Genomic DNA, 26,985 nt, shown 5'->3' on the forward strand with positions numbered 1-26,985 from the left:
GGCCAAAAGCTTTAAAATCAAGGGTGTTGAGTCATAGGTAACGAGCGACTTTGAACTTTTGGACGTTACTTCTGCCCCCCATTGCGGGTACGGTGATTGGCTATTTCACCAATGACATCGCGATCAATATGTTGTTTCGCCCCTACAGGGCTATCTATGTAGGCGATCGCCGCTTACCCTTTACCCCAGGGCTGATCCCTGCGAACCAAGACCGCCTTGCCCGCAACATCGCGGCGATCATCATGGGTTCCCTGCTCACCCCCGAAGAAATTCAAAAACTCGCCAAAAAACTCCTCCAAACCGAGCGCATTGAGGCGGCGATCGCCTGGCTACTCCAGTTAGCTTTTGAACAAATCCAAGGAGAGCAAGAACAGAAAACCGCTGGAATTTTAGCCGCTATTTTACGAGATTTGGCCAGGGAGTCCCTCCCCCGGTTAATTAAAGTTTGGTCTCGGGAAGATACTTTTTTAGAAGCCCAGGTCTATCAGCTTTTTGATCAACTCCTATTAGAATTCAAACTTACCGAAGGCCAAGCCCGTCAACTTACCGATTGGCTGCTGCGTACGGTCTTGACCCCAGACATTCTTCGTCAGGCAGTGATTGATTTTCTAACGGATAAAAATATTGAAATTATCGACACTAGCCTCCGGGAAAAGACGAGTGGAACCTATTGGGTAGTCGCCAATTTATTTGGGGTCAAAAATAGTCTTACTCGTCTGCGAGCCTTTTGTTTAGAGGAACGAGAAATTGCCAATGCCCGCCTACAAGAATTAATCCTTACCTTAGAAGTTCGCCTCAAACTACGTCTCTGGCTCCAGAGTTTATCGCTGCAAAATTTACCCGTTTCAACGGTGCGTCAGCTCCGCAAAAGTTTCCACCAAACCATCCGTCAATATCTCCAGGACAAAGGGTCCGGGTTGATGGCCTATATCGGTGATTCGGTAGATTGGGATAATTTATCAATCATCATTCTGCGCCGACTCCAAGCGTCTCAAGTGCTGAACAGTTCCCTCGGTGTTGTCAGTCAAGAATTATCTTTATTGCTGGATCGCTATTTAGAAAAAGACCTCGAAAAAATCATTAGCCAAGTAATCCCAATCCTGGCCATTGACCAGGTCATCATTGAGCGGGTCAATAATACTAGCCCCCGGGAATTAGAGCGAGCAATCCAGGGCATTGTTAAAAATGAGCTCCAGGCGATCGTCAATCTCGGTGGGGTGCTTGGGTTCTTGGTGGGAATAGTCCAGTCATTTATTTTGCTGTTGAATTAGAGCCGTAATCTCACCGACCAAGTTCATCGTTTGTCGATCCAGAGAAGTGTATAAGCTCAAAAAAATTGACAGTGATTACTTTACCGAGTGAATTACCTGGCCTTTACAAGGGCGATAAAATAGAATATTCAATCCCCCAACCCATCCAAAATTCCGAAAGACCACCATGCTGCGAACCCCCGTCGATTTCCAAGATCAATTTGATGTGATTGTGATTGGTGCAGGTCACTCTGGTTGTGAAGCAGCCCTCGCCGCTGCCCGCCTCGGTTGTCGCACTTTGATGCTGACCTTGAACCTCGACAAAATCGCCTGGCAACCCTGTAATCCCGCTGTCGGTGGCCCGGCAAAATCCCAGCTCACCCACGAAGTTGATGCCCTAGGGGGTGAAATTGGCAAAATGGCCGACCGCACCTATCTACAAAAGCGGGTTCTCAATGCTTCCCGGGGGCCAGCCGTGTGGGCCTTGCGAGCTCAGACCGACAAACGCGAATATGCAGCGGTGATGAAAAATATCGTTGAAAACCAAGAAAATTTGGTGATCCGTGAAGGGATGGCGACGGATTTAGTGCTGGGGGATAACGACGAAATCTGTGGAGTGCAAACCTATTTCGGCACCTGTTTCGGTGCGAAGGCGGTAGTGCTAACGACAGGAACGTTTTTAGGCGGCACCATTTGGATCGGCAATAAATCTATGGCGGCGGGCCGTGCTGGGGAATTTGCAGCGGTGGGACTGACCGAGACGCTAAACGAGCTGGGTTTTGAAACAGGTCGCCTGAAAACGGGAACGCCGGCCCGGGTCGATCGCCGTTCCGTAGATTACTCCAAAATGGAGGTGCAGCCCGCCGATGAGGAAATTCGCTGGTTTAGCTTTGACCCAGAAGCCTGGGTAGAGCGGGAGCAAATGGCCTGTTACCTAACCCGCACCACCGCTAAAACCCACCAGATCATTAAAGACAATCTCCATCTGTCACCCATCTATGGCGGCTTCATTGACTCCAAGGGGCCGCGCTATTGCCCCAGCATCGAAGATAAAATCGTCCGCTTCGCTGACAAAGATTCCCACCAAATTTTCATCGAACCAGAGGGACGTGATATCCCTGAACTTTATATCCAGGGTTTTTCCACGGGGCTCCCAGAAAATCTTCAGTTGCAAATGCTCCAGAGCTTACCAGGCATGGAAAATTGCGTGATGCTGCGGCCCGCCTATGCGGTGGAATATGACTATCTGCCGGCCACCCAGTGCTATTCGACCTTGATGACAAAGCGGGTGGAAGGACTGTTTTCAGCGGGACAAATCAACGGCACCACAGGCTATGAAGAGGCGGCAGCCCAGGGACTTGTGGCTGGGATTAATGCGGCTAAATTTGCCCAGGACAAAGAAATGGTGGTTTTCCCCCGGGAGCAGAGTTACTTGGGAACCCTGATCGATGATCTCTGCACAAAGGACCTGCGGGAACCCTACCGGATGCTCACATCCCGCTCGGAATATCGCCTGATTTTGCGTTCCGATAATGCTGATCAACGGTTAACACCCCTGGGTCGGGAAATTGGCCTCATTGACGATCGCCGCTGGGAACTTTACCAAATAAAACAAGCCAACATCGTTGCGGAAAAGGAAAGGTTGCACACAGAACGGGTCAAGGAATTCGATGACCTGGGGCGAAAAATCGTCGCGGATACGGGCCAAAAAATCAAAAGTTCTGTGACCTTAGCAGATCTATTGCGGCGGCCCCAATTTCATTACACTAATCTGGAACAGTATGGCCTTGGCAATGACCGCTTGACCCAGACGGAAAAGGAAGGAGCAGAAATTGACATCAAATATTCTGGTTATATTAAGCGCCAACAAAGCCAAATTGATCAAATCAGTCGCCATACCAACCGCAAACTGCCGGAAGGTCTGAATTATCTGACGGTGGAAACCCTCTCGATGGAAGCGCGGGAAAAATTAAATAAGGTGCGCCCCCTCACCATTGGCCAAGCGACCCGCATCGGTGGTGTAAATCCGGCAGATATCAATGCTCTCTTGGTCTATTTAGAAGTGCAGCACCGCCAAACTCCCCAAGAGCCCGTTAAGTCCTAAATGGATTTGCCTTGGGGGTGAATCCGAGGATTTAATTTAGCGGCGATGGACAGCTCGCCTTTGTGGAGGGCGGCACAGATTGCGGGCACATCCGCGGCAGTTACTTGACAGTACCAAATTGCTTCAGGGAGCAGGCGCACCGTCACCCCCAGATGACATTGGCCTTGGCAGGGGCTAGGCTGCACCGTCACCCCTGGCGGTAAAGAACTTTGTTGGAAGGTTCGCAGCACGAGGGCGCTACCCCGAGCCTGACAACTGGGAGCTTGGCAGACGAGAAGCTGGCGATCGCCCTTTGGTTCTAGAAGGGACCCTGCAAAAATTTCCTGGGGCATAACATGTTAAGGAAAAGCAATATGACAGCGGCTTATTTTAATTTTAGGGGTGACAATGAAGTCGTGTATTTCTATCATTCCCTGAGATTGACGCAATGACGTCTTCCCCCCTAGCTCACAAAAGCACCACTGCTCCAGCGCCCTTACAAGTCTTGATTGTCGGGGAAGACCCCAGGCGATCGCCCCTCGAAAAGCACCTCAGTCAAATTTCTCGGTGGGCCTTGAGTTGGCACTGGCAGCCCAGGGGAATTCCGATCGAGAGCGCCGATCTACTCATTCTTTTTTCTCCCCAAGCAGCCATTCAACCCTGGCTTGACCCTATCGCTGCCTATGGCCTCCCCACCATCGCCATTACAGCTGCCCCTTTACCTGAGCCGCTAGGTTTAGTACGCATTCCCCCCGAAGAACTCTCTCCCTTTAGCCTCGAATTGGCGTTTCGAGCCATTCTCCAAGAAAAATCCCTGGGGGCTCCCTTTAGCAATGGCGACACCGCTCGCCCCTGGATTAGCACCCACTTACTCCAAACCCATCTCCAGCTCACCACAATTCTCGTCAAATTTTCCCAAGCCCTCCTCCGGCCCCAATCTACCCTAGACATGGCCTTAGGCATTTTAGGGCGACACCTACAAATGGAGCGGATTACAATCCTCCAATGGCATTGGGATCAGACCGGAAAAATCGGTGCCCCCCCCAGCATCTTAGAACAGTGGTCCCATGATGGATCGCCCCCTTGCCGCAAAAAAGTAGCTGATTTTCCGTTGCCTTGGTGGCAAGCACTCCTTGACCTGGGGGAAGTGACGGCGATCGCCGACCGTGCCGACCACCCTGAGCTCAAAGAACCCCTTGAATTTCTAGATGTGAAAGCTTTTTTAGGGCTCCCCATGTGTGACAACCAAGGTAACCATTGGGGCCAGCTTATTTTCACAGGTCAACACCCCCGGCCCCAGGCTTGGTCTGCCCTGGAGCTACAAACCCTCAAAATGGCCGCAGAATTATTGCACCATTACCTCATGCGCACCGCCACCCAACGGGAGCTAGAAAGTTCAGAAGCACTCTATGCCGGAATTATCACCCATTCCGCCGAAGCAATTTTTCTGGTGCGGGTACAGCCCCCCTCAGATTCGGCCCATGGTAGTGAAAGTCTTTCAGAATTTATCTTCGAGATGGTTAACCCCACCTACTGCGACAAAATGGGTGTTTATCCGCGGCAAATTATTGGGAAATCTCCCCAGGCTGCCTTCCCAGAGCACCTCGCCCAACAACTGTGTGATTCTTTTCAAGGCTGCTTAGAAATTGGCGAAACACTACTTTTTGAGGAAGTTCTTAATCTGCCAGACAGCACTCAGATCTGGCGCACCTGCTTAATCCCGATCCGCGATCGCCAGGGCCATATCCAACAAATCCAAGGTAGCGCCCGGGATGTCACCGAGGAGCGGCAATTAGAACTCACAAAAATGCGCTACAACCGCCATCAACACATGTTGGCCTCCCTGACCCTGAAAATTCTGCGTTCCTGGGACATGAACAAAATGCTCAGCACCACTGTCCAGGAACTGCGCAAAACGCTCCAAGCCGACCGGGTGATTTTTTGGGAAATGCTCAATGGTGAAGTTGGAGAAGTCACTGCGGAAGCGGCTTGTCCGGATGTATCTTCCATGCTCCACCAACGCTTTCCGGCTGAGGCTTTTAATCGGGGTGATTTTGACCTATTTCGCCAGGGGGAACTCCAGACCTGCATTGATGTGGAAGCGGCAAAATTTCCTCCCGCCCATGATGCCATGTTGCGGGAACATGGGGTGATTGCCTATGCCGTGTTACCTGTGCTCGTTAGTGCCCTGGATGATCTTGAAGGGGAACCCCATCTCAAAGGGTTAATTTGTGTACAACAGTGCCATTTTCCCCAGGTATGGAGTGCGGACGAACTACACTTGCTGCGCCAATTGATCAACCAGATTTGCATCGCCCTCAACCAGGCGGAACTCATCCAGCGCCAGCGTCACTATACCGAGGAATTGGCCCGCTCCAATCAGGAATTGGAGCAGTTTGCCTATGTCGCCTCCCATGATCTCCAGGAGCCCCTCCAATTGGTGGCAAATTATGCGCAACTATTGGTGCGCCGCAATGGCGATCGCCTCGATGATCGCTCCCAGCGCTACCTGCATCACATCACCACGGGCACCCACAAAATGCAGGAACAAATCCAAGATTTATTGCGCTATTCTCGCTTAAATACCCGGCAAAATCCCCTGGAAAAAGTCTCCATGGCCGCTTGTCTGCACCAGGCGATCGCCAACATCAAGCTCAAGCTGAAACGGGCTCAAGTGCAACTCCACTATCCGGCGATCCTCCCCGAAGTGTTGGGGGATGCCAGCCAGCTGCAGAGCCTCTGGCAAAATCTCCTGAGTAATGCCATCAAATACCGAGGCGATCGCCAGCCCGAAATCACCATTAGTGCCACCCAAACTGCCCACCACTGGCAATTTAAAGTACAAGATAACGGCATTGGCATTGACCCCCAACACCAACAACGAATTTTCCAGATCTTCCAGCGGCTCCACACCCAAGAAGAATATCCCGGTACAGGCATCGGCCTAGCGATCTGCCAGCGAATTGTCAAAATCCATGGTGGCGAAATTTGGGTCGAATCTCAACCCGGTCAGGGAGCGGCCTTCTATTTCACACTACCCATCACTACCATTCCAGATAAACCTTGAAACCGGTATTAGTGCCCCAAAAACTTCCGCTGATGGAAAGCTTGAGGCGCGATTTTTAGGATGACAATTATTAAACCCCAGAACCTCATGGAGCCAACTGTTCTTCCCCGCCAAATATGTCGAAACAATAAGCGCGAGCCTCGAAAAAAGTTCGATAGAATTGGAATATAAAAAATTTCTGGGGTAAATCACCTCGCCCCATTGTTCCTGGCAACGCCGAGCGAATGCCCTTGACCCACACACCAACCATCTCAACCTACGAAGCCTGCTCCCTGACCACTGTCCAACGCTCCATTTTGATGGTGGATGACCAATCTGGTTACCTAGAGCTGATGGCAGAAGTCATGGAAGAACACTTCCCCAATCTCTGTCTACAAACGGCCCAGGACGGTGAGCAAGCATGGCAACTGCTCAATCAACCTCTTTGCGATCGCCCCTTTTCAAACTCTTCCCTGGGCCACTGCATCTATCCATCCTTAATTATTTCAGACCTTAATTTACCCAAAATATCGGGAATTGAGTTATTACAACGTATTAAACAAGACCCCCATCTCCAAGCAATTCCTGTGATTATCTTCAGCACTTCCCAGGTAGAAGATGATATTTTGTCCTGCTACCGGGCCCAGGCTAATTGCTTTATCACTAAGCCAAATGATGTAGATGACTTTTTTACGGTCGTGCAACATATCATCACCTTTTGGCTCAATCTCGTTACCTTGCCAAATCTTGGGTCCTAAAAGATCCACTGGGGCCATTTTGCCCTATAGTTTTAGGTCTATTTTTGGTTGATTGGGAATGTCCATGTCTGAATTTGCCTTACATAATTTTATTGGCTCGGAAGTTGAACGGGGTTATGAAGAGTCTCCAGTGGTGATTTTGCCAATCCCCTACGAGGCCACCACCACCTATCGCAAAGGTTGTGAACATGGTCCTGGTGCTCTGTTAGAAGCCTCGCATCAGTTGGAGTGCTATGACGATGAGCTGCGCCGGGAAACTTGTTTTGATGTGGGCATCTTTACCCATCAGGCGATCGCCGACACTAGACAAAACCCCAATCTTGCTGCTGAGGAAATGTTAGCCATTACCAGCGAGACCAGCCAAAAGTTGCTCAAAGACGGCAAATTCATCATTGCCCTGGGAGGGGAACATGCCATCACAACGGGGGTGGTAAAGGGCCATCTCGATTTTTACCAGGAACCCTTTACAGTGGTGCAAATCGATGCCCACGCCGACCTGCGTCAGAGCTATGAAGGGTCAGAACATAACCATGCTTGCATTATGCGGCGGGTGATGGATTTGGGGCTGCCCAGTTTACCCGTGGCGATCCGCAGCCTCTGTCGGGAAGAAGCGGATCTGTTGGCGGAAAAGGAAATCCCTGTGGTTTGGGCCTGGGATATGCAACATGATCCCAACTGGATCGAAACGGCGATCGCCCAGATTAAAACCGAAAAAGTGTTCCTCACCATCGACCTCGATGGCATTGACCCGACCCTAATCGCTGGCGTCGGCACCCCAGAACCCGGTGGAATCGATTGGTACAGCACCCTCCGTTTTTTGCGTCGCCTCTTCGAAACCCGTCAAGTGATCGGCTGCGACATTATGGAACTCGCTCCACTGCAAGATTCGGTCGTCTCTGAATACAGCGCCGCTAAATTGGTGTACAAACTCATCGGCTACTGGCACGCAAATCGATAACCCAAAACCAGCAGAATACCTTGGCCAATCAGGGCTAACCTCACTTTTCGTGATTAAATGGCACGACCTTTCAGATTGTGTCACCCTATTGGGCGAAGATTTTATTGGAGACAATAACCTATGACGACCCTGACAATTGGCCAGGTAGCCCCCGATTTTGCCCTCAAGAATGCCCAGGGCGAAACCCGCACCCTGAAAGACTATGGCGGCCAATGGCTGGTTTTTTACTTTTATCCGAAGGACAATACCCCCGGTTGCACCACCGAGGCGCTGGATTTCACAACTTTGGCCCCGGAGTTTGCCGCTCTTGGTGCTGTAATCGTGGGGGTCAGCCCGGATTCAGAAAAATCCCATGGCCGCTTTATCGAAAAAAAAGAATTGGCGATCGAATTGCTCAGTGACCCTGACCACCAAACGGCCGAAGCTTATGGAGTCTGGCAACTGAAAAAGTTTATGGGTAAAGAATATATGGGCATTGTCCGCAGTACATTTTTAATCGATCCCGCAGGAAACATCGCGGCCCTCTGGTCAAAGGTCAAGGTAAAAGACCACGCGCAAGCGGTTTTAGCCACTCTCAAAGGCCAACTGTCAGGGAATTAGAGCGTTTGACAGTCCCGCTGGCGACGGGCTTCATAGAGCATTAAGCCGCAGGCGATCGCCACATTGAGCGATTCTACCCCAGGCCCCATGGGAATCTGTACTGCCTCATCCGCAAGGGCTGCCACATCGGGGGACAGTCCAGCCCCTTCATTACCCAACAAAATCAAACTCGGCTGCCGCCAGTCGATCTCCCAGTAGGTTTTCGTTGCCTGGGGGAGAGTGGCGATAACTTGGACACCTTGAATGCGGTAATGCTGGATTTGTGATACAAAGCTCGATGTGACCATGGGCGTGGTCTGGAACCAAGCCCCTGCAGAAGCCCGCAGGACTTTGGGGTTACTGGGATTAACGCTGTCACCACTGAGCAATAGGGCCTCCCCCTTAGCAGCTGTGACCGTACGGATAATGGTGCCGAGATTCCCCGGATCCTGGAGCCGTTCGATCGCCACGCCTAAATCAATCATTGCCGGGGGAGTTTGACAGACTAACCCCTGCGCTAGGGTGGCCACAATCCCGTCGGGGTTCACCGTTGTCGCCACCTTTTGTAGTACTTCTGCCGAAACAAGGATTTGGCGATCGCCCGGTAGCTGCGCCGCTAACTGCGGGTACCGGTTCTGCCAAGCTTCTGTAAATAGAACCGTCTGAAAAGAAAACCCCTTGGCGATCGCCGCCTCGATTAAATTCGTCCCCTCCAACAACAAAAGCCCCTGCCGTTGCCGCTCCTTACCCTGGTGCAGCCGGCGGATCTCTTTAACCAATGGGTTTTGCAAACTTGTGAGCATCCTTGCCCCAGACTTTTCCCGTTTCTGACAATATTCAGCCGTCAACAAAAATTAAGCTGACATTTCACTCAGATGCGGAACGCGAGACTTGAACTCGCAAGGGATAAAACTCCCACTAGAACCTGAATCTAGCGCGTCTACCAATTCCGCCAGTTCCGCAGGTTAATGTGCAAGCACACAATTCACAATTATTTCTTGATAATATCAAAACGTCAAGTCAATTGCTAAAAGATTATCTATTCACGGCGAACCCATCCTAAACCGTGAACAAAAAAGTGTAATTTTGATCAACATCGGCCAATGGTTTCCGGTAGAATCAAGACGAAAATTTGACAAAATTTCCCTCATCTTCTATCCCATTTGTGGAGGATCGACCCATTAAAACTTCTGCTCCCCTCACCCCCACCCGCACGACCACTGAAACCATCCTCAAAATTGAAGGGAGACACCCCCTCAGTGGCGAAGTCAAAATTAGCGGCGCCAAAAACTCTGCCCTGGCAATTATGGCAGGAACCTTGCTCTGTAGCGACCAATGCCGTTTAACCAACATTCCCAACCTCGCCGATATTAAACGAATGGCGGAAGTCATCGCGTCCCTTGGGGTGACCATTACGGCGACCCCGGGCAGCCTTGATTTCGATACCCGTCACCTCAGTACCGCTGAAGCTCCTTACGAATTGGTTTCTAAGCTGAGGGCAAGTTTCTTTATCATTGGGCCGCTCTTAGCTCGTCTCGGGGAAGCAAAAGTGCCGATGCCGGGAGGTTGTGCGATTGGGGCACGCCCGGTAGATCTCCACGTGCGGGGACTCCAGGCCATGGGAGCAGATGTACTCATTGAACATGGGGTTGTTCAGGCCATCGTGAAGGGAAATCGCCGTCGCCTCCAGGGGGCCAAAATTTATTTGGATTATCCCAGTGTCGGGGCCACAGAAACGTTGATGATGGCGGCCACCCTCGCCGAAGGGGAAACGATCCTCGAAAATGCGGCTCAGGAGCCGGAAATTGTTGATCTAGCAAATTTCTGCCGTTCCATGGGTGCCAAAATCAGTGGTGATGGTAGCAACAAAATTGTGATCCAAGGTTGCGATCGCCTCCATGCCACCGATTATCCGATTATCCCTGACCGCATCGAAGCGGGGACTTTTTTGGTGGCTGGAGCGATCACCCAGTCGGAATTTAGTATTTTCCCAGTGGTGCCAGATCATCTGTTACCCATCATCGCCAAGCTAGAAGCGACAGGCACTAGGGTAATCACCGAAGCTCCGAACCGTCTACGGATTAAACCCCAAGGCATTCTCCAGGCAACAGATATTGAAACGCTGCCTTATCCTGGCTTCCCGACGGATATGCAGGCCCAGTTTATGGCGCTATTGACCCTGTGCGAAGGCAATAGTGTGGTTACAGAAACAGTATTCGAAAACCGGATGCACCACGTAGCGGAGTTTAAGCGCATGGGGGCAGACGTAAAAATCAAGGGCAATAATGCCATTATCACAGGAGTTCCCTTCCTGTCTGGGGCCCCTGTAATGGCGACAGACCTACGGGCTTCGGCAGCCTTGGTGCTCGTTGGTTTGGCCGCCGAAGGTACGACGATTATGCGGGGTGTACACCACATGGATCGCGGCTATGATGACCTCGAAGGCAAGTTCAAAGGGCTTGGTGCCAAGATTGAACGTCTCAGCGCTACCCTATAGGGCGATCGCCTGATTTCTTGCGATTTCAATCAAAGATGAATCTAAAGCCTACTCCCTAGGGAGTAGGCTTTTTCTTAGATCTAGACCCAGGAAAAAAGCTCAAGCCCGGTGCTTGAGGGCCTGCACCAGTTGAGCTAACTGCGCTTCACTAAAAGCACGATTGAGAATTTGGGCGGCTTCTTTCGGCTCGGTAGGAATCAAAATGTAGGGCAGTTGGGCGATCGCCAAATTTTTGAGATCCGTCGGGATGATAATTTTCTCTGGTGCTTTTTGTTCCAGGAGATCGGCCGCTTCTTTGATACCTTTGATCACGATGGGAGCAAGGGTCTGAAAAGAATGCGCTGGATTGGCGATCGCCTTGTGACTGGCTTTGAGCACCTGTTGCCAGGGTTTTGCTTTTTTGTTGAGCTTTGCCAGCTCAATGCATAATTTCTGGAGTTTTTGCCGCTGTTCTGGGGTAGCCTCTTGACGAAACAAACTCAGCATTTGCCGCAGGAGCTCACGAATTTGCTTCCCAAATGCCGGATCACCAGGCGCGGCAACCCTTGGTGGGGTGGCTACCGGAGCAGCAGGGGCGACGGGCATAGCGGGTGGTTTCTGAGGGAGAACCCGTTCAGGTTCCAAGGGGCTACTGACCAATCGGTCTAAATAACTTTGGAGTTCACTAAATTGGGGATCCGCCTCCGCCATAATCTTGCCGATTTCTTCTTCCTGGAGGCCAAAGGGACTTTGGAGTTTTTCGAGGAGCTCCTGGAGGACATCATAGGCACTGAGAAAAAGAGACTTTAAGGTTTCATCGACTGCAATGTGGTGGTCCTTAAAAATTTTAAATGCGTCTTCTAGGCGGTGGGCCGTTTTTTGAATGCTGGTATAGCCCAACATTGCTGCTCCCCCTTTCACTGAGTGGGCCGCCCGAAAGAGTTCATTGACTCGTTCTGTATCATTTACCACCTCAGACAGTTCTAGAATCCCTTGCTCTAAAGTTTCGAGGTGTTCTTTGGCTTCTTCAATGAAGTAACCAAGAATTTTTTGTTGACTGGCGGCATCCACAGTAGATTCTCCTCACAATTTAGAGATTGGCGTTGCAGGGGATACAAGAGTTGAGTTCACTCTGTTCTAACGTTATCAGAGAGTTGCAGCTATACCCTGCCATTTTGGGATGGGGAGACAAGGGCGATCGGCTGGCCAATGGAACGTAATCAATGAGAATTAGATTGGGTTTATTAATCTATTCAGTCTGATTCTACAATAAATAGCATAACCCTCAGAAAGGTAGAGGCAATGCAGATGCTTGACTTTGGGGCCAGGCGTCAAAGATGGCTGCCGGCTGTCATCGCTCAGAGCGAAAAAGCAGGCCAATGCCCCTAGCTATTAGAAAAAAGTTTTTTGCTCCTGGATACCAAACTACCTCCCAGGAACAAACCATGACTGGGAATGAGTCACTACCCCTTTGGGTCTGGGATTGTGTCAAAATATCTGGGTGTTTCCAGACAGCTGTTTGATATTGACTTTGCTCAGTCCGTTCTGGCTCCCATAACATTGCCCCCAACCATGTCCAAAGCCAACGCCACAACAATTCAAGGAATTTTTAATCGCATCGCTCCCCAGTATGATGCCCTCAATGAATGGATCAGCCTCGGTCAACATCGGATTTGGAAGAAAATGGCGGTGAAATGGAGTGGGGTGACTAGCGGCGATCGCGTCCTCGATGTGTGCTGTGGTAGTGGTGATCTCACGCTGCTCCTCGCGAAAACCGTCGGTATCTATGGCCAAACCATTGGCCTAGATTTTGCGACACAGCAGTTGGCGATCGCCGCCAAGAAACAAGCCCGCACCTGTCCCCACTTAGATATTCACTGGCAGGAGGGGGATGCTCTGCATCTACCCTATCCTGAGAATCATTTCGATGGGATTACCATGGGCTATGGTTTGCGTAATGTCGTTGATATTCCCAGAGCTCTCGGGGAACTGCAACGGGTTTTAAAACCAGGTAAAAAAGTGGCGATTTTAGACTTTCACCGCCCAGAAGACCCCAGCAAACAGGTCTTTCAACAGTGGTATTTAAATCATTTTGTTGTCCCCCTTGCCGAACAGTTCCAGCTGACCCACGAATACGCCTACATTCAACCCAGCATTGAGCGCTTTCCTTCCGGGAAAGAGCAGGAAAAGTTGGCGAAAGCGACGGGCTTCCGGGAAGCGGTTCACTATGGTATCGTCGGGGATATGATGGGTGTACTAGTGGCGATTAAATGATGGAGATAGAAAACAGATGGGTCAGCGACGAATCTGCATAGGAGATGTGCATGGTCATTATGAAACGTTGATGGCCCTGCTTGAATTGGTCGCTCCCGATGCGGATGACGCGGTGTATTTCCTTGGAGATTTAATTGACCGTGGCCCCAGAAGTGCTGACATTATCGAGTTTGTGCGCCGTAGTTCCTATGAATCTCTCCTTGGTAACCATGAGGTGATGATGATCGAGGCGATCGCCATCGATGGTAGTGTCCAGGGAGAAACCTTTATGACTTGGTATCACAGCGGTGGCGCGAACACACTCCAGAGTTATAAGAACCGCCGTATCCCCTCTGAGCATCTCCAATGGTTACGGGAACGGCCCACCCACCTTGACTTGGGTGATGTTTGGCTAGTTCATGCTGGCCTTGCTCCCCACTTACCCCTTGAGCAACAGGGCGCTGACCAGTTTTGTTGGGTACGCCAAGAATTTCACTCCATGGCCCAGCCTTATTTTCCGAATAAATTAATTATCGTCGGCCACACCATTACCTTCACCTTTCCCGGGGTACAACCGGGACAAGTTGCCCAGGGGCCGGGCTGGTTGGATATCGACACCGGCGTTTATCACGCCAAAAGCGGTTGGTTAACGGCCTTTGATATTGATCGACGCGAGGTATATCAAGTCAATAGTCACACCGCAGAAAAACGCTGCTTACCCCTTGAGGCGATCGCCGTGACGCCCTTTCTCTGAACATCACTCCCGCAGAATTTCGAGGTAGCCGCTTCAGATCCGTCAGAATTCACGCTATGATAATGTCTGCTCATCCCTTTTGGAGAGGTGGCAGAGCGGTTGAATGCGCCTGACTTGAAATCAGGTTTCGGGGCAACTCGGACGGGGGTTCGAATCCCCCCCTCTCCGTCCAAAAATTTATCAATCTCCATCAAACCCCAAGCGAAATTTTTGTGCCATGGGGTCAAGGCTCCGGCAAAATAGAAAAAATTGCCTGGGAACTTTTGCGCCTCCATGTCTAAGCCTGATTTTTTTCCGACCAAAACCCAACCACTACTCGTGCGTTTGGTGCAAAGTATCGCCTATTGGGTAGGGCGTTTTAAATACCAGTTAAGGCTACGGGTGAGCGAGGTAGACCTGGGGAAAATTCGTGCCCTCGGTGATGCACGGATTGTTTTCATGCCCAACCATCCCACTTTTGATGATGGTCTGGTGATGTTTTTGCTCTCGGCCCAATTGGGAGAAATCTTTAACTATCTCGTGGCCTATGAAAACTTTACAGATCAGCTCGCCGGTTTTTTGCAAAAAAGTGGCTGCTATTCGATTCGACGGGGGGTAGGCGATCGCCGCAGTATTGCCCATACCCTAGAGCTCCTGAAACAAGAACGTTCTCGGATGGTCATTTTTCCGGAGGGGGGCTGTTCTTTTCAAAATGATGCCATTGTGCCTTTTCGCACCGGAGCAATCCAACTGCCGATGCAAGCAATGCAGGCGATCACCAAACAAGAAGGCGCCTTTCCCCCCTGCTATCTTGTGCCGATTAGTATCAAATATCGCTATCTCAAGGCTCCAGAAACCATCATTCAGCGCAGCTTGCAAAATCTCGAAGAAAAACTGCAGATTACCCCGGCCACGACGGATCCATACCAAAGACTCCGGGGGGTAGCCGAGGTTGTGTTACAACAGCTCGAAACCGAATACCAGCTCACCCCAGACCCCGATGATGATTGGAACGGGCGCATCAAACAAATCCGCAATTCTGCCCTTAACCTTTGTGAAACACAATTAAATCTCAGCTTTCCCGATGACTTTCCCCTGCGGGAACGGGTTTACAAAATGCAAGCCCTCTTAATTGAAAAAGCCTCTGGAGAGCCTTCCCTGGGCTTGGAAAACGATGAAATTTTGTACCAAACTACGGTGCGATTACTCAACTTCGACGCTATCTATGACGGCTATGTGGGAGCTTATCCGAGTCATGAGCGGTTTATTGATACCCTCACTCGCCTAGAACGGGAAGTATTTCGGGTAGAAATTCCCAAGCCAAAGGGACTCCACGAGGGCTGGATCCGGGTGGGGAAGCCGCTCAATCTCCAGGACTACGGAGCTCAATATCAAGGCGATCGCCAAGGCACAATTCTCCAACTGACAGAAGCGATGCAATATGAGGTGCAAAATAACCTCCTCGATATGATTTACCATCCTTGACAAGCCCAGAGCAGACTATTTTTGCGCTTTCCCAACAAAAAAGCCCCAAGCAACAGAGGTTGCTGTGGGACTCCATAGACAGACAAAGTTTAAAACCCTAAAAATTAATCTGTGTTAGCGCCAAGCCTATTCCCATTCAATGGTGCCGGGGGGCTTCGAGGTAATATCATAAACGACCCGATTGACCCCTTTCACCTCATTGACAATGCGGTTAGAAATCACTTCCAGCAATTCATAGGAAGGACGAGCCCAGTCTGCAGTCATGCCATCTTCACTGGTGATGAGACGTAAAACAATCGGGTGGGCATAGGTGCGCTTATCTCCCATCACCCCAACACTGCGCACGGGCAGTAACACCGCAAAGGCTTGCCAGAAATCACTGTAAACTCCTTGCTTTTTGATTTCATCGCGCACGACCCAGTCTGCATCCCGGAGAATATTTAGTCGTTCTGCCGTCACTTCGCCGATAATCCGAATCGCCAGACCAGGGCCAGGGAAAGGATGGCGGCGGATAATCTCATCGGGTAAACCAATGTTGGCTGCGACTTTGCGCACTTCGTCTTTAAAGAGCTTACGGAGAGGTTCTACCAATTTGAAGCGCAGATCTTCTGGTAAACCGCCGACATTGTGGTGGCTCTTGATTTTGACAGCTACCCGCTCACCAGTTTTTGGGTCAACGTTAGTATCGGCAGATTCGATCACGTCGGGATATAGCGTCCCCTGAGCGAGGTAATCAAAGGGACCAAGACGTCTTGATTCTTCTTCAAAGACTGCAATGAATTCGTGACCAATCAGACGACGCTTTTCTTCGGGATCTGTCACCCCAGCTAGTTTACCGATAAAGCGATCGCGCGCATTGATGTAGGCGACAGGAATGTGGAACTGCTCGTCAAAAATTTCGACGAGGCGTTCCGGTTCCCCTTTTCGCATAAATCCTTGGTCGATAAACATACAGGTGAGTTGATCGCCGATCGCCTGGTGTAGGAGGAATGCCAAGGTGGAAGAGTCAACACCACCGGAGAGGGCCAAAAGTACCCGTTGGTCCCCGATGCGGGCGCGGATTTCACGGATGGCCTCATCCACAAACGCCTGAGTCGTCCAAGTAGGCTCACATTTACAAATGTGATAAACAAAGTTGCGGATCAGGGCCATACCGTCTTTGGAATGGACTACTTCTGGGTGGAATTGCACCCCATAAAGTTGGCGCTGGTGGTGGGCGATCGCCGCGCAGGGGGTATTGTCTGTGTGGGCAAGAATCTCAAACCCACTGGGCAATTGCACACAGGAGTCTCCGTGGCTCATCCACATGGTGGAGCCTTCCCCCACATTGGTCAGTAGATCGGTGGGATCGTCGATGAATAGAGAAGCCTTGCCATATTCCGCATGCTTGGCCCGTTCGACACTACCTCCCAGTTGTTTCACCATCAGCTGCATGCCATAGCAAACCCCGAGGACGGGAATACCGAGATTCCAGATTTCTGGGTCACAGGCGGGGGCATAATCGTCATACACAGAGCTAGGGCCACCGGAGAGAATAATGCCGCTGGGGTTGAGTTGCCGCAGTTGATCCGCCGTGGTGCGGTAAGAAATCACCTCGGAGTAGACCTCGGTTTCCCGGATGCGGCGGGCGATCAGTTCAGAATATTGGGAGCCAAAATCGAGGATGACGATGATTTGGCGTTGGAGCTCGCTTCCGGTTACGGTGGAGTCGGTTGGTTTCTGGAGGGGGGTCGTAGTCACGTTCAGCAAAAAATCCCTAGTGGAAGTTAACAAAAATGGAGCCGCAGACTAAAAATCTGAGGTGTAAAATTTCCCAGCAACGGTATTCACAGGGGCTGCTGTGGAGAAAGGGAAAAAAGTTGCGAATGCTGAAGAGAAATTTAAAACGGTATTTATAAAGCAAATAAATATTCCGAACAAAATAACATAAATTGCTATTTTTTTAAAGTCTGATTTGAACCAGACAGGGACTGATTCTTTTCTGTATGCTCTAGGGATAGGTGATTTTGATGGCGGCTCCCATGAACTCGGTGGATTATCTGCGTATTAGTTTGATTGATCGGTGTAATTTTCGCTGCCAGTATTGTGTGCCGGAAGGGGCTAAGCTTGAGTATCTCACCTCGCCAGAGCAATTACAGAACCATGAGTTGTTGACCCTACTTGCCCACGTCTTTATCCCCCTGGGCTTCGGTAAATTTCGTCTGACGGGGGGGGAACCGCTACTGCGTCCCAATCTAGTCGATTTGGTGCGGGCGATCGCCCAACTGCCTGGGGTCGAAGATTTATCTATGACCACCAATGCCTATCTGCTCGCGGATCTGGCTCAGGATCTCCATGATGCAGGGTTAAATCGCCTCAATATTAGCCTCGACTCCCTTAACCCAGATACCTTCGATCGCATCATTGGCAACCAGGGAAAGAGCCGCTGGCCCAAAACCTGGGCAGGGATCCAAGCGGCTCACCGGGTTGGGTTTGAGCCGCTGAAACTGAATGTGGTGGTAATCCCTGGGGTCAATGATCAAGAAGTATTAGATTTAGCCGCCCTCACGGGCGATCGCCATTGGCATGTGCGCTTTATTGAGTTTATGCCCATTGGTAACGGTGATCTATTTCAAGAACGGGCCTGGATCCCCTCAGCAGAACTGCGGCAACGGATCCGCGAAAAATGGGGCCTAGAAACAGCCCAGGTCCAAGGAAACGGCCCAGCGGATGTGTTTAAAATTCCTGGGGCAAAGGGAACCCTCGGCTTTATTTCCCAGATGTCAGAATGCTTTTGCGATCGCTGTAATCGGATGCGGCTTTCGGCGGATGGTTGGCTGCGGCCCTGCCTGTTAAATGAGGCCTCCCAAATTGATCTGAGAACCCTATTGCGCACCGGGACGGATGTCGGAGAAATCCGGGCGATTGTCGGGCAACTGCTTCAGGCAAAACCAGAGATTAACTTCAAAATGCGTGATGTGGGCAGTACTACGGGCCAATATGGTCGCACCATGTCTCAGATCGGTGGCTAGAACTCTTATCTGGTACTGAGAGATTTGGCGGCGATCGCCCCTCCGATCAGCCCAAATAAATGGCCTTCCCAGGAGACCCCAGGCATGGTCGGAAAAACGCTCCAGAGTACACCGCCATAGAAAAAAAACACCAGCAGAGCGACCGCAACGGAAGGAATATCTCGCTGAAAATAGCCCCGAAACAGCAAAAAGCCGAGGTAGCCAAAAATAAGAATACTGGCGCCGATATGTACAGAATTAGGCGCGCCAATGAGCCACACCCCCAGGCCGCCGACTAGCATTGTGAAGAACGTCACGATAAAAAAATCTTCAAGACGCCGGAGCATCACCAGCCAGCCCAGAAAGGCAAAGGGGACTGTATTGGCAATGAGGTGCTGGAACCCTCCGTGAAGAAAGGGCGCAAAGAGAACCCCCCGCAGCCCCAGGGGTTGTCGGGGGACAATGCCAAACACATCTAAGCCGCCCCGCCAGAGGTTTTGGAAGATCAGTTGGTCACTAATTTCTAGGCCCCAAAAACTAGCCAGCAAAATTCCCAAAGTGTAGATCTGTTGCCTCAACTCTCGATTAATGACTTGTTGATTGCTCTCTGGGGGCTTAGTCATGGCTCTGGCAAGAAATGGTTTGAGAAATTTCCTTTCACGGTAACAAGTTTCCGGCAGGATCGGGCGATCGCCTTCATGAAAAACGAAACTGGTGCAGCCAAGCCATCACCTGTGCCGCCGAAAGGTTTAAGCGGGCCTGGAGGTCAGCAATATTGCGATAGGGACCCCGCTGCCGTTCGATGATCATCTGTTGGGCGATCGCCGGCTCAATCCCAAAAATGCTCAAAGCTTCCAGGGTCGCTTGGTTGACATTAATTTGCTGGGGCGCCAGCTCAGGGGCATAGTAAGCAAATGCCAAAATTGCTTCCAAGGGCTGGAGTCGCTGCATAGAAATGCCCAGGGCCGCCGCCACATCTTCGATGCTATAGAACTGCACCCCCTGGCTGGTGAGCTGCACCAGTGATCGCCCCTGGTGGATCGAAATGCCCGGCAACCGGAGCCAATCATCCACCGTAGCGCGGTTTACATCAATCTTGATCCCTAAGCTTGCCGCCAATGTCACCTCTTCGAGGGATTGCAAGCGGTAGTAAGGATCCTGTTGGAGTCGTTGCTGGAGTTGTTTTTTCCGGAGAAAATTCATCGTCTGTGCTGGCCTCAATCCTGTCTACTCTACCCCTTGTTTATCGTTGCCGAAAGGATCCCTTAGCCTTTACAATAAGCCGATAAACTTATTTTTATTCATTATTTTGTAGATCAACTGGGATCAAACTGCCCAAAAATCTACACTATATTTCTTCCTTATTTTTATTTTTGGGAATCCCTCGGGACTGCCTCGATAACCTTACGAAAAAAACCTATATTAAAAAATCACCCTATGGCTTCTAGGGTTAGTTTTGCTATGAACTTTTATCAGCGTCGCCTATCTATTTTTATAGATGGGAATAACATGTTTTATGCGCAACAGAAAAACAATTGGTTTTTTGATCCCCGCCGCGTTTTAGATTATTTTACCTGTGATCCAAACGTACGTTTAATCAATGCCTTTTGGTACACTGGACTCAAAGATTCCCAAGATCAACGAGGATTCCGGGATGCCTTGATTAGTTTAGGTTATACGGTACGCACGAAAATATTAAAAGAGTACTATGATGACGTTTCTGGACGTTATTCCCAGAAAGCAAATCTTGATATTGAAATTGTTGTTGATATGTTCAACACAGTTGATCAGTATGATCAAGTGATTCTCTTTAGCGGCGATGGTGATTTCGAACGAGCCATTGAACTATTACGTTCAAAAAATACCCATATTACCGTTGTCTCTACAGAAGGCATGATTGCTCGAGAACTACGAAACGCCACAGATCGCTACATTGACCTCAATGATTTACGGTCTGAAATTGAGAAGGTTGAACCTTAACCTAACAAGGCAGTGGAAAATATCAAAAAACGATTCAGTTAACGACCAACTACCACTGTTGTCTTCTTGGAGATGGTGTTTAAGATGATAATCTAGCCGCCGCCAAGGACCCTTTTCGGTTCTATCAGAAGCGTTATAAACGGGGGCGATCGCCTAGACCTTCTGAATGCGTACTTGGGGACGGATCAAACATCCTAAACATTTATAAACTAATCCTGAATATTTTAAACGCACGCATTTTTTGCCCTACACATATAATTTTGGAGTAGATGCCGAGGTCCATAAGCCCATCCACTTGGTATCGGTATGGATTTTTAAGGTTTCTCTGCCCACACTGTTTTTTCAACATTTACTTTGTACTGTAATCAATACAATTTTTAAAGTCATTGTTAAAAACAATGCCCAGGGCGAAACATAATTTGTCTCAAAGGATTCATTATGGTTGTGCCTGAATCCCTTGAGGCAAGATTAAAAAAATAGAATCAGTTTAATTAATCATGAGTAGGCATTTAAAAATCTCAAAGAACCTATTTTGTGGAGATCGATTACCTAGAACTGTTTTTGAAGTGAATTAATTAACTATGTACAGATGTGATGTTTTAATAGTTGGTGCAGGGCCTGGAGGAGGTCATTGTGCTAGGTTATTAGCCAAAAAAGGACATAAAGTTTTATTACTAGAGCGATACAAAGATTTCGGTCGTAATAACTTTTCTAGTGCGGGAGCCCCAAAAGAAATCTTAAGTAGATTTGATCTCCCTGAAATCCTTGTTGGTAGTTGGTGGAATAAATTTATCGTTGTAACAACTGATCATAAGAGAGTGTGGCAATCAGATAATCACCAAGGTTGTGTTCTAGATTTTAAAAAAATGCGTCAATTTCTAGCTGATGAAGTCAGTGATTATGGAGGCGAAGTATGGCTCGGGTGTCGTTACATAGATCATTGCGAACAAAATGATGCCCTTTTAGTAACGATTAAAAATAATCTTACAAACACAAAAATCGAAGTAATGGCCAATGTTCTGGTTGATGCGACTGGGGCGACGCGACGGGTAATGTGCGGCCAAATGAAAAAGAAGCCTTTATTCACCACTGCTACAGGGGTAGAACATTTAATTGAAGTTGATGAAAAAATATACAATACACATGCAAAAGCACTAACTTTTTTGTTAGGGCATCAATGGATGCCTGGGGGATATTCTTGGGTGTTTCCTATGGAACAAAATATTCTTAAAGTTGGAGCAGGTGTCTATAATAAAAAACACGAACTGGTTAAAGAAGTAAAACCTCTCAATCATTATATTGAACTTTTAATCCAAAACTATTTACAGGTCGAAAAATATAAGCTCATTGACGTACATGGAGAAACCCTAAAGTATAATTCTGGCCTGCAAGATATTTACAACAAAGGCAGAATAATTGCAATTGGGGATGCTGTTTCTACCGTAAATTGGCTGGGAGGCGAAGGTATCCGCCATGCGATGGAAAGTGCAGAAATTGCCCATGTTTTTATTTGTCAATTTCTCGAAGGCAAAATAAATAATTTCGATGGTTATCAGCAACAGATGAAGTCTACTTTTTTGGCAAAGTGGAATATGTGTGAGAAGTTGGCCAACAAAAAATATACCCAAGATACTGATGCTCTCATAAACAGAGTTTTTTCTTACCTTGAAGGGCTAAAATTAGAAGATGTAGTTGATATTTTATTTTATTATAAATTCGAAAAAATCTCTAAGGGTTTAGGGGCTTTTGTTTTGAGAAAATTACGGTCGTTTTTTAGGAAAAAAATCTGGGGCCGTCAATGAATCTTATGAGTCTTGTTCTCTGCCTCGCCATTAGGGTCTCTGAACCTGGACTAATACCTCGGGTTTTTGGCTCCCCTAGAAAAATTTCACTTTGAGGATTCAGAGCCTTCGACCCTAGTTTCGTTAGCGATGATGGTTAGGGCCGAATCGTCCGCTACTATACTGCATATCTTGTTGTGCATAGGCCCAGCGCTTTTTTTGGGGGGACCCTGGGCGATCGCCAAATATTCCCCAGTTGAGTATCTAAATCTGAAAAATTTGGTTTATCCTAAGGGGATAGCTATTTGGCCTTGATAGTGGTTCATAGCTAACCTTTTTTAGTCCACTCGATATAGAGATTTTTTTCTAGACCAATATTTTCACGCCAAGGGAGCGGGAAATGATGAACAACCAAGACGATCGCATTATTATTTTCGACACAACTTTACGGGATGGTGAACAATCTCCGGGGGCAACCCTCAACGGAGACGAAAAACTGGCGATCGCCCGGGCCCTTGCACGACTTGGTGTAGACGTTATTGAAGCCGGTTTTCCCCGGGCGAGTCGGGGAGATTTTGATGCCGTACAGCGCATCGCCGCTGAAGTGGGTACCGAGACAGGGCCGATTATCTGCGGTTTAGCCCGGGCCACTAAAGGGGACATCGAAGCCGCTGGCAATGCCCTCAAATCTGCGTTTAAGCACCGGATTCACACCTTTATTGCCACCTCTGACATTCACCTCGAATACAAACTCCGTAAAACCCGCAAAGAAGTCCTAGAAATTGCGCCGGAGATGGTGGCCTACGCGAAAACTTTCACCAACGATGTGGAGTTTTCCCCAGAGGATGCAGGCCGCTCCGACCCTGAGTTTCTCTACCAGATTCTCGAAGCCGTCATCGATGCGGGGGCGACCACCGTCAATATTCCTGATACCGTTGGCTACACAACCCCGGCAGAATTTGGCGCCTTGATCAAAGGCATCAAAGAAAATGTGCCTAACATCGACAGGGCGATTATTTCAGTCCATGGCCACAATGACCTCGGCTTGGCTGTGGCAAACTTCCTCGAAGCGGTAAAAAATGGCGCCCGCCAACTGGAATGTACGATCAATGGTATCGGTGAGCGGGCTGGCAACGCCGCCCTTGAAGAGCTGGTAATGGGCCTCCATGTACGGCGGCAGTATTTCAACCCATTCCTCGGTCGTCCGGTGGATTCTGAAGTCCCTCTCACGAACATTAATACCAAGGAGATCTACAAAACCTCCCGTCTGGTATCTAATTTGACGGGGCTTTCGGTGCAGGCCAACAAGGCGATTGTGGGCCTCAATGCCTTTGCCCATGAGTCGGGTATTCATCAGGATGGCGTCCTGAAAAATAAACTCACCTATGAGATTATGGACGCCCAATCCATTGGTTTAACCGACAACCAAATTATTTTGGGTAAGCACTCTGGCCGTAATGCCTTCCGCACCCGTCTCGCAGAATTGGGCTTTGAGCTTTCGGACAATGACCTCAACAAAGCGTTTCTCCGCTTTAAAGATCTCGCCGACAAGAAAAAAGAAATTACGGATTGGGATCTAGAGGCGATCGTCAAGGACGAAACCCAACAGCCCCCCGAGCTGTTCCGTTTAGAACTGGTGCAGGTTTCCTGTGGTGACAACGCCCAACCCACGGCAACCATTGCCATTCGTACTCCTGATGGAAAAGAGCTGACCGATGCAGCGATCGGGACAGGGCCAGTAGATGCGATTTATAAGGCCATTAATCGGGTTGTGCAGGTTCCCAATGAACTCATCGAATATTCCGTACAGTCGGTGACCGCTGGCATTGATGCGATTGGTGAAGTGACCATTCGCTTACGCCATGAAGGACGGATTTATTCGGGTCACGCGGCAAATACCGACATTATCGTGGCTTCAGCCCGGGCTTATATTAGTGCCCTCAATCGGCTCTATGCTGCGCTTCAGGAAGATGTTTCTACAAACACAGCCAGAGCATCCTTATAGAGATCGAAACTCTCTATTGCGGGTTTACTGTGCACAGCCGGTGTTGCAAGGAAGCTCACAGATTCCAATTTTTCTGGATTTCTCTTGTTGGTAAGGAAGTCAGGGGAGTTTGATAGCGAGACTTACTCTTTAATAGCTAGCTGAGAATCATTTGATTTAGCGCTACCTGATTTTCTCAAAAATAGCAAAAGCCAAAAGATCCTGTCATACAGAAATCTTTTGGCTTTTTTTATACTTCCTGTTAATCAGCTTTCGAGTGCCTGAGGTAACTCAAAAATTTCTGACCGGGCACGTCCTTTTGCCTTAGCGCGGTACATGGCAAGATCTGCATCTCGGAGAATCTCCGTTGCACTCAAGTAGGTTTTGAGGTCAGCGACAATGCCGATACTGACTTGGACATAGATATCTTCTTCCCCCAGTTTAATGGGAGTTTCTAGGGCTTTATGGATACGTTGGGCAACTTGGAAAGCACTTTGGGTTTCGGCGATATCTTTCAGGAGAACGACAAATTCGTCCCCTCCCAGACGCGCTAGGGTATCTGTTTCTCGGAAGCAGGGGCAAATTCGCTTGGCAAATTCTCGGAGAAGTTGATCACCCACAAGGTGCCCCAGACGGTCATTAATCGCTTTGAAATAGTCTAGATCGAGAAACAAGAGGGCATTGCGATGGTGGGGGTAGCGGTGCTGTTGTTTGAGCACTTGTTCGAGGCGTTCTTCGAGGAGGGTGCGGTTCGGTAAGCCTGTGAGGTGATCATAGAAGGCTTCTTGGACGAGGCGTTGTTCGATTTGTTTGCGATCGCTAATATCGACCATCTGCCGGATCACATGCAGGGGATTCCCCTCGGCATCCCGTACGAGAGCCACTTGGACAAGGGCATGGACTTCGTGACCATCCTGGGCGATGTAACGTTTTTCGCGATGAAATTCTTGGCGATCGCCCTGGCGTAATGCTGCGTTGAGGCGTTGTTCTTCCGGAAGGTCATCGGGATGGGTTAGGTCTTCACAAGTTTTTTGGAGAAGGGCATCTTGCTCATAGCCGATGATATTACACCAGGCTTGGTTGACCTGTTCATAGCGGCCATCAAGGTTAGTGATTGCCATACCAATGGGGGCGAGGTAAAAAACTTGGCGGAATTGCTCTTCTGTTTTTTGGAGGTTGGCAGCGGCGGCTTTTTCTTGACTCACGTCGGTTTGAATGCCGATAAAGTGGGTCAAGTAGCCCCCTTGATCACGTACCGGAAAAACATGGAGCGCGTTCCAAAAAGGTTCGCCAGTTTTGCGGTAGTTGCGGAGGGTAACGCTACAATCTTGACCTTTGAGGATCGCCGCCCGCAGTTGCGTGAGGGGAGGCTGCTGGCGATCATTGCCCTGGAGGAAGTTGCAGTTACGCCCAATAATCTCAGTGGCTGAGTAGCCAGTAATGGTCTCAAAACCTCGGTTTACATAGATCACAGGATTATCTTCAGCTTGGGCATCGGTAATTACGACGCCTTGACGGATGGCATTAATGGAGTGGTGGAGGAGATTCATTTCTGCCGCTTGAGATTCTCGCTCAATGCTGCTGGAGAGGACATTGGCGATCGCCTGGAGAAAATAGAGTTCATCTCCACTAAAATCACGCTCTTCTGTGCTGTAGACGGCCAGCACTCCCCAGGGCTGATCCGGTGGGCCGATAATGATACTCACGCCGCTGACGACATGGTAGTTGTGGAGTAATGTTTCCCCTCGAAAGCGCGTTTCAAGGCGCAAGTCTGTAATACTCACCGAGCTTTTTTGCTCAAGGGTATAACCCACATGACTATTGGGGCCAGTATGCACTGTCACCGCACCAATGAGATCCGCAGGCCAACCAAAACCCGCTGCGAGAATGCAAAGGGGGGTTTTTTCTTGTTTGGCATAAATGCAGCTGTAGGGCACTTCGAGGGTACGGGCGACAAAAATTGCGGCCTGTCGCAGGAGCTTTGGGAAATCAGAATTGTTGAGACTAATGCCCCCTAGTTTGGCGATCGCCGACTGTTGACGCACCTGTTGCCGTAGTTGTTGTTCTGTCAAAAACTGCTCACTCTCATCGAGAATAAACATCAGCACCTGGTTGGGGGCGATGAAAACATATTCGGCCCGGAGATATAGATTCAGACGGGGAAACTGGAGCCGCTGACTCGTTGAAATAGATCCTTTGAGGCAATTGTTGAGGTGATAGTAGAGGGTCGGCAACGCAGAAAACACTTTCCGGGGTTGCTGACCAAGACTCAAAGACGGTTGCTGGAGTGCCTGACTGTTGAAGCGAGCCGCCGCTGGGTTAAAGTCCAAGAGGTGCAGTTCTTCCTCCACGGCTTGCCAACGGTAACAGGGAATCGGGAGAGAAAAATATTCCTGGTATTGCTGGCTGTACTGTTGATCGTACTGCTCCTTGACCTGATGATATTGTTGTAGGGCTTCACGGTATTGCCGCGCAATTTGCTCCTTGTCTGCCTCTAAGGTGGCGATCGCCGCTGCTTGCTTTTCTAATAGGGCGATCGCCTGGGCATAGCCGTCCAGCAACCAAGCGACACCGCCCGCCGTCATCGGTAATTGCCCCTTGAGATTTGGCACTTTATTCGCCATACAAT

General features: G+C 49.5%; 21 protein-coding genes and 2 tRNA genes. 15 read left to right on the forward strand and 8 right to left on the reverse strand.

Annotated features, from left to right (window positions below; genetic code table 11):
* The first annotated feature begins 50 nt into the window (after positions 1 to 50).
* Together ACZ45B_RS06160 and mnmG are read left to right on the forward strand one after the other, a co-directional pair.
* On the forward strand, positions 51 to 1,271 hold the full coding sequence (locus ACZ45B_RS06160; protein WP_024544406.1) for a DUF445 domain-containing protein: 1,221 nt from the start codon (positions 51 to 53) through the stop codon (positions 1,269 to 1,271).
* Positions 1,272 to 1,437: 166 nt separating this feature from the next.
* The gene (gene mnmG / locus ACZ45B_RS06165) at positions 1,438 to 3,354 is read left to right on the forward strand and encodes a tRNA uridine-5-carboxymethylaminomethyl(34) synthesis enzyme MnmG (RefSeq protein ID WP_024544405.1); all 1,917 of its coding nucleotides are present in this window, start codon (positions 1,438 to 1,440) and stop codon (positions 3,352 to 3,354) included.
* Here mnmG and ACZ45B_RS06170 read toward each other — a convergent pair.
* A complete protein-coding gene (locus tag ACZ45B_RS06170) occupies positions 3,351 to 3,686 on the reverse strand; it encodes a (2Fe-2S) ferredoxin domain-containing protein (protein WP_024544404.1) in 336 nt (111 codons plus the stop codon). The genes mnmG and ACZ45B_RS06170 overlap by 4 nt on opposite strands.
* 95 nt (positions 3,687 to 3,781) lie before the next feature.
* On the opposite strand from ACZ45B_RS06170, the gene ACZ45B_RS06175 reads away from it, so the two are divergent.
* The 4 genes from ACZ45B_RS06175 to bcp all read left to right on the forward strand — a co-directional run bounded on the left by ACZ45B_RS06175 (position 3,782) and on the right by bcp (position 8,695).
* Positions 3,782 to 6,400: an ATP-binding protein gene (locus ACZ45B_RS06175; protein ID WP_051352865.1), complete on the forward strand. Its 2,619-nt coding sequence runs from the start codon at positions 3,782 to 3,784 to the stop codon at positions 6,398 to 6,400.
* A gap of 230 nt (positions 6,401 to 6,630) precedes the next feature.
* Positions 6,631 to 7,137 (forward strand): response regulator, encoded by a 507-nt coding sequence (locus tag ACZ45B_RS06180; RefSeq protein ID WP_158505965.1) that lies wholly within the window; start codon positions 6,631 to 6,633, stop codon positions 7,135 to 7,137.
* Positions 7,138 to 7,201: 64 nt separating this feature from the next.
* Entirely contained in the window at positions 7,202 to 8,095 is an 894-nt protein-coding gene (gene speB / locus ACZ45B_RS06185) for an agmatinase (RefSeq protein ID WP_148293389.1), read from the forward strand.
* Between the two features lie 120 nt (positions 8,096 to 8,215).
* A complete protein-coding gene (bcp, locus tag ACZ45B_RS06190) occupies positions 8,216 to 8,695 on the forward strand; it encodes a thioredoxin-dependent thiol peroxidase (RefSeq protein ID WP_464675014.1) in 480 nt (159 codons plus the stop codon).
* Here the strand turns inward: bcp and ACZ45B_RS06195 are convergent.
* On the reverse strand, positions 8,692 to 9,477 hold the full coding sequence (locus tag ACZ45B_RS06195; protein WP_024544401.1) for a TrmH family RNA methyltransferase: 786 nt from the start codon (positions 9,475 to 9,477) through the stop codon (positions 8,692 to 8,694). The genes bcp and ACZ45B_RS06195 overlap by 4 nt on opposite strands.
* Before the next feature lie 73 nt (positions 9,478 to 9,550).
* A tRNA-Leu gene (locus ACZ45B_RS06200) sits at positions 9,551 to 9,636 on the reverse strand.
* Positions 9,637 to 9,854: 218 nt separating this feature from the next.
* Here ACZ45B_RS06200 and murA point away from each other — a divergent pair.
* Positions 9,855 to 11,171 carry a UDP-N-acetylglucosamine 1-carboxyvinyltransferase gene (gene murA / locus ACZ45B_RS06205; RefSeq protein ID WP_051352871.1) on the forward strand — a complete coding sequence of 439 codons (1,317 nt, stop codon included), beginning with the start codon at positions 9,855 to 9,857 and terminating at the stop codon, positions 11,169 to 11,171.
* A gap of 99 nt (positions 11,172 to 11,270) precedes the next feature.
* Here the strand turns inward: murA and ACZ45B_RS06210 are convergent, their stop codons facing one another.
* Complete coding sequence (locus tag ACZ45B_RS06210) at positions 11,271 to 12,221, reverse strand: Hpt domain-containing protein (RefSeq protein ID WP_024544399.1); 951 nt, start codon at positions 12,219 to 12,221, stop codon at positions 11,271 to 11,273.
* Positions 12,222 to 12,722: 501 nt separating this feature from the next.
* On the opposite strand from ACZ45B_RS06210, the gene ubiE reads away from it, so the two are divergent.
* The 4 genes from ubiE to ACZ45B_RS06230 all read left to right on the forward strand — a co-directional run bounded on the left by ubiE (position 12,723) and on the right by ACZ45B_RS06230 (position 15,621).
* A complete protein-coding gene (gene ubiE, locus ACZ45B_RS06215) occupies positions 12,723 to 13,424 on the forward strand; it encodes a bifunctional demethylmenaquinone methyltransferase/2-methoxy-6-polyprenyl-1,4-benzoquinol methylase UbiE (RefSeq protein ID WP_024544398.1) in 702 nt (233 codons plus the stop codon).
* 16 nt (positions 13,425 to 13,440) lie between these two features.
* Positions 13,441 to 14,157: a metallophosphoesterase family protein gene (locus ACZ45B_RS06220; RefSeq protein ID WP_024544397.1), complete on the forward strand. Its 717-nt coding sequence runs from the start codon at positions 13,441 to 13,443 to the stop codon at positions 14,155 to 14,157.
* Between the two features lie 81 nt (positions 14,158 to 14,238).
* Positions 14,239 to 14,325 (forward strand) — tRNA-Ser (locus ACZ45B_RS06225).
* Positions 14,326 to 14,430: 105 nt separating this feature from the next.
* Complete coding sequence (locus tag ACZ45B_RS06230) at positions 14,431 to 15,621, forward strand: 1-acyl-sn-glycerol-3-phosphate acyltransferase (protein ID WP_024544396.1); 1,191 nt, start codon at positions 14,431 to 14,433, stop codon at positions 15,619 to 15,621.
* A gap of 126 nt (positions 15,622 to 15,747) precedes the next feature.
* On the opposite strand, the gene guaA is transcribed toward ACZ45B_RS06230, so the two are convergent.
* On the reverse strand, positions 15,748 to 17,361 hold the full coding sequence (gene guaA / locus ACZ45B_RS06235) for a glutamine-hydrolyzing GMP synthase (RefSeq protein WP_024544395.1): 1,614 nt from the start codon (positions 17,359 to 17,361) through the stop codon (positions 15,748 to 15,750).
* Positions 17,362 to 17,642: 281 nt separating this feature from the next.
* On the opposite strand from guaA, the gene moaA reads away from it, so the two are divergent.
* Positions 17,643 to 18,632 carry a GTP 3',8-cyclase MoaA gene (gene moaA, locus ACZ45B_RS06240; protein ID WP_024544394.1) on the forward strand — a complete coding sequence of 330 codons (990 nt, stop codon included), beginning with the start codon at positions 17,643 to 17,645 and terminating at the stop codon, positions 18,630 to 18,632.
* Positions 18,633 to 18,637: 5 nt separating this feature from the next.
* Here the strand turns inward: moaA and ACZ45B_RS06245 are convergent, their stop codons facing one another.
* Both ACZ45B_RS06245 and ACZ45B_RS06250 read right to left on the reverse strand, forming a co-directional pair.
* Positions 18,638 to 19,234 (reverse strand): rhomboid family intramembrane serine protease, encoded by a 597-nt coding sequence (locus tag ACZ45B_RS06245; RefSeq protein ID WP_024544393.1) that lies wholly within the window; start codon positions 19,232 to 19,234, stop codon positions 18,638 to 18,640.
* 73 nt (positions 19,235 to 19,307) lie between these two features.
* On the reverse strand, positions 19,308 to 19,814 hold the full coding sequence (locus ACZ45B_RS06250) for a ComEA family DNA-binding protein (protein ID WP_024544392.1): 507 nt from the start codon (positions 19,812 to 19,814) through the stop codon (positions 19,308 to 19,310).
* Positions 19,815 to 20,072: 258 nt separating this feature from the next.
* Here ACZ45B_RS06250 and labA point away from each other — a divergent pair, with 258 nt between their 5' ends.
* The 3 genes from labA (at position 20,073) to ACZ45B_RS06265 (ending at position 24,377) form a co-directional block, all read left to right on the forward strand.
* The gene (gene labA, locus ACZ45B_RS06255; RefSeq protein WP_029681569.1) at positions 20,073 to 20,591 is read left to right on the forward strand and encodes a low amplitude/bright protein LabA; all 519 of its coding nucleotides are present in this window, start codon (positions 20,073 to 20,075) and stop codon (positions 20,589 to 20,591) included.
* Between the two features lie 581 nt (positions 20,592 to 21,172).
* Complete coding sequence (locus tag ACZ45B_RS06260; protein WP_024544390.1) at positions 21,173 to 22,393, forward strand: NAD(P)/FAD-dependent oxidoreductase; 1,221 nt, start codon at positions 21,173 to 21,175, stop codon at positions 22,391 to 22,393.
* A 382-nt stretch (positions 22,394 to 22,775) separates the two neighbouring features.
* On the forward strand, positions 22,776 to 24,377 hold the full coding sequence (locus tag ACZ45B_RS06265; RefSeq protein ID WP_024544389.1) for a 2-isopropylmalate synthase: 1,602 nt from the start codon (positions 22,776 to 22,778) through the stop codon (positions 24,375 to 24,377).
* A gap of 245 nt (positions 24,378 to 24,622) precedes the next feature.
* Here the strand turns inward: ACZ45B_RS06265 and ACZ45B_RS06270 are convergent, their stop codons facing one another.
* Positions 24,623 to 26,980: a sensor domain-containing diguanylate cyclase gene (locus tag ACZ45B_RS06270; RefSeq protein WP_024544388.1), complete on the reverse strand. Its 2,358-nt coding sequence runs from the start codon at positions 26,978 to 26,980 to the stop codon at positions 24,623 to 24,625.
* Positions 26,981 to 26,985 lie beyond the last annotated feature (5 nt).

This window comes from Picosynechococcus sp. NKBG15041c, assembly GCF_055380235.1.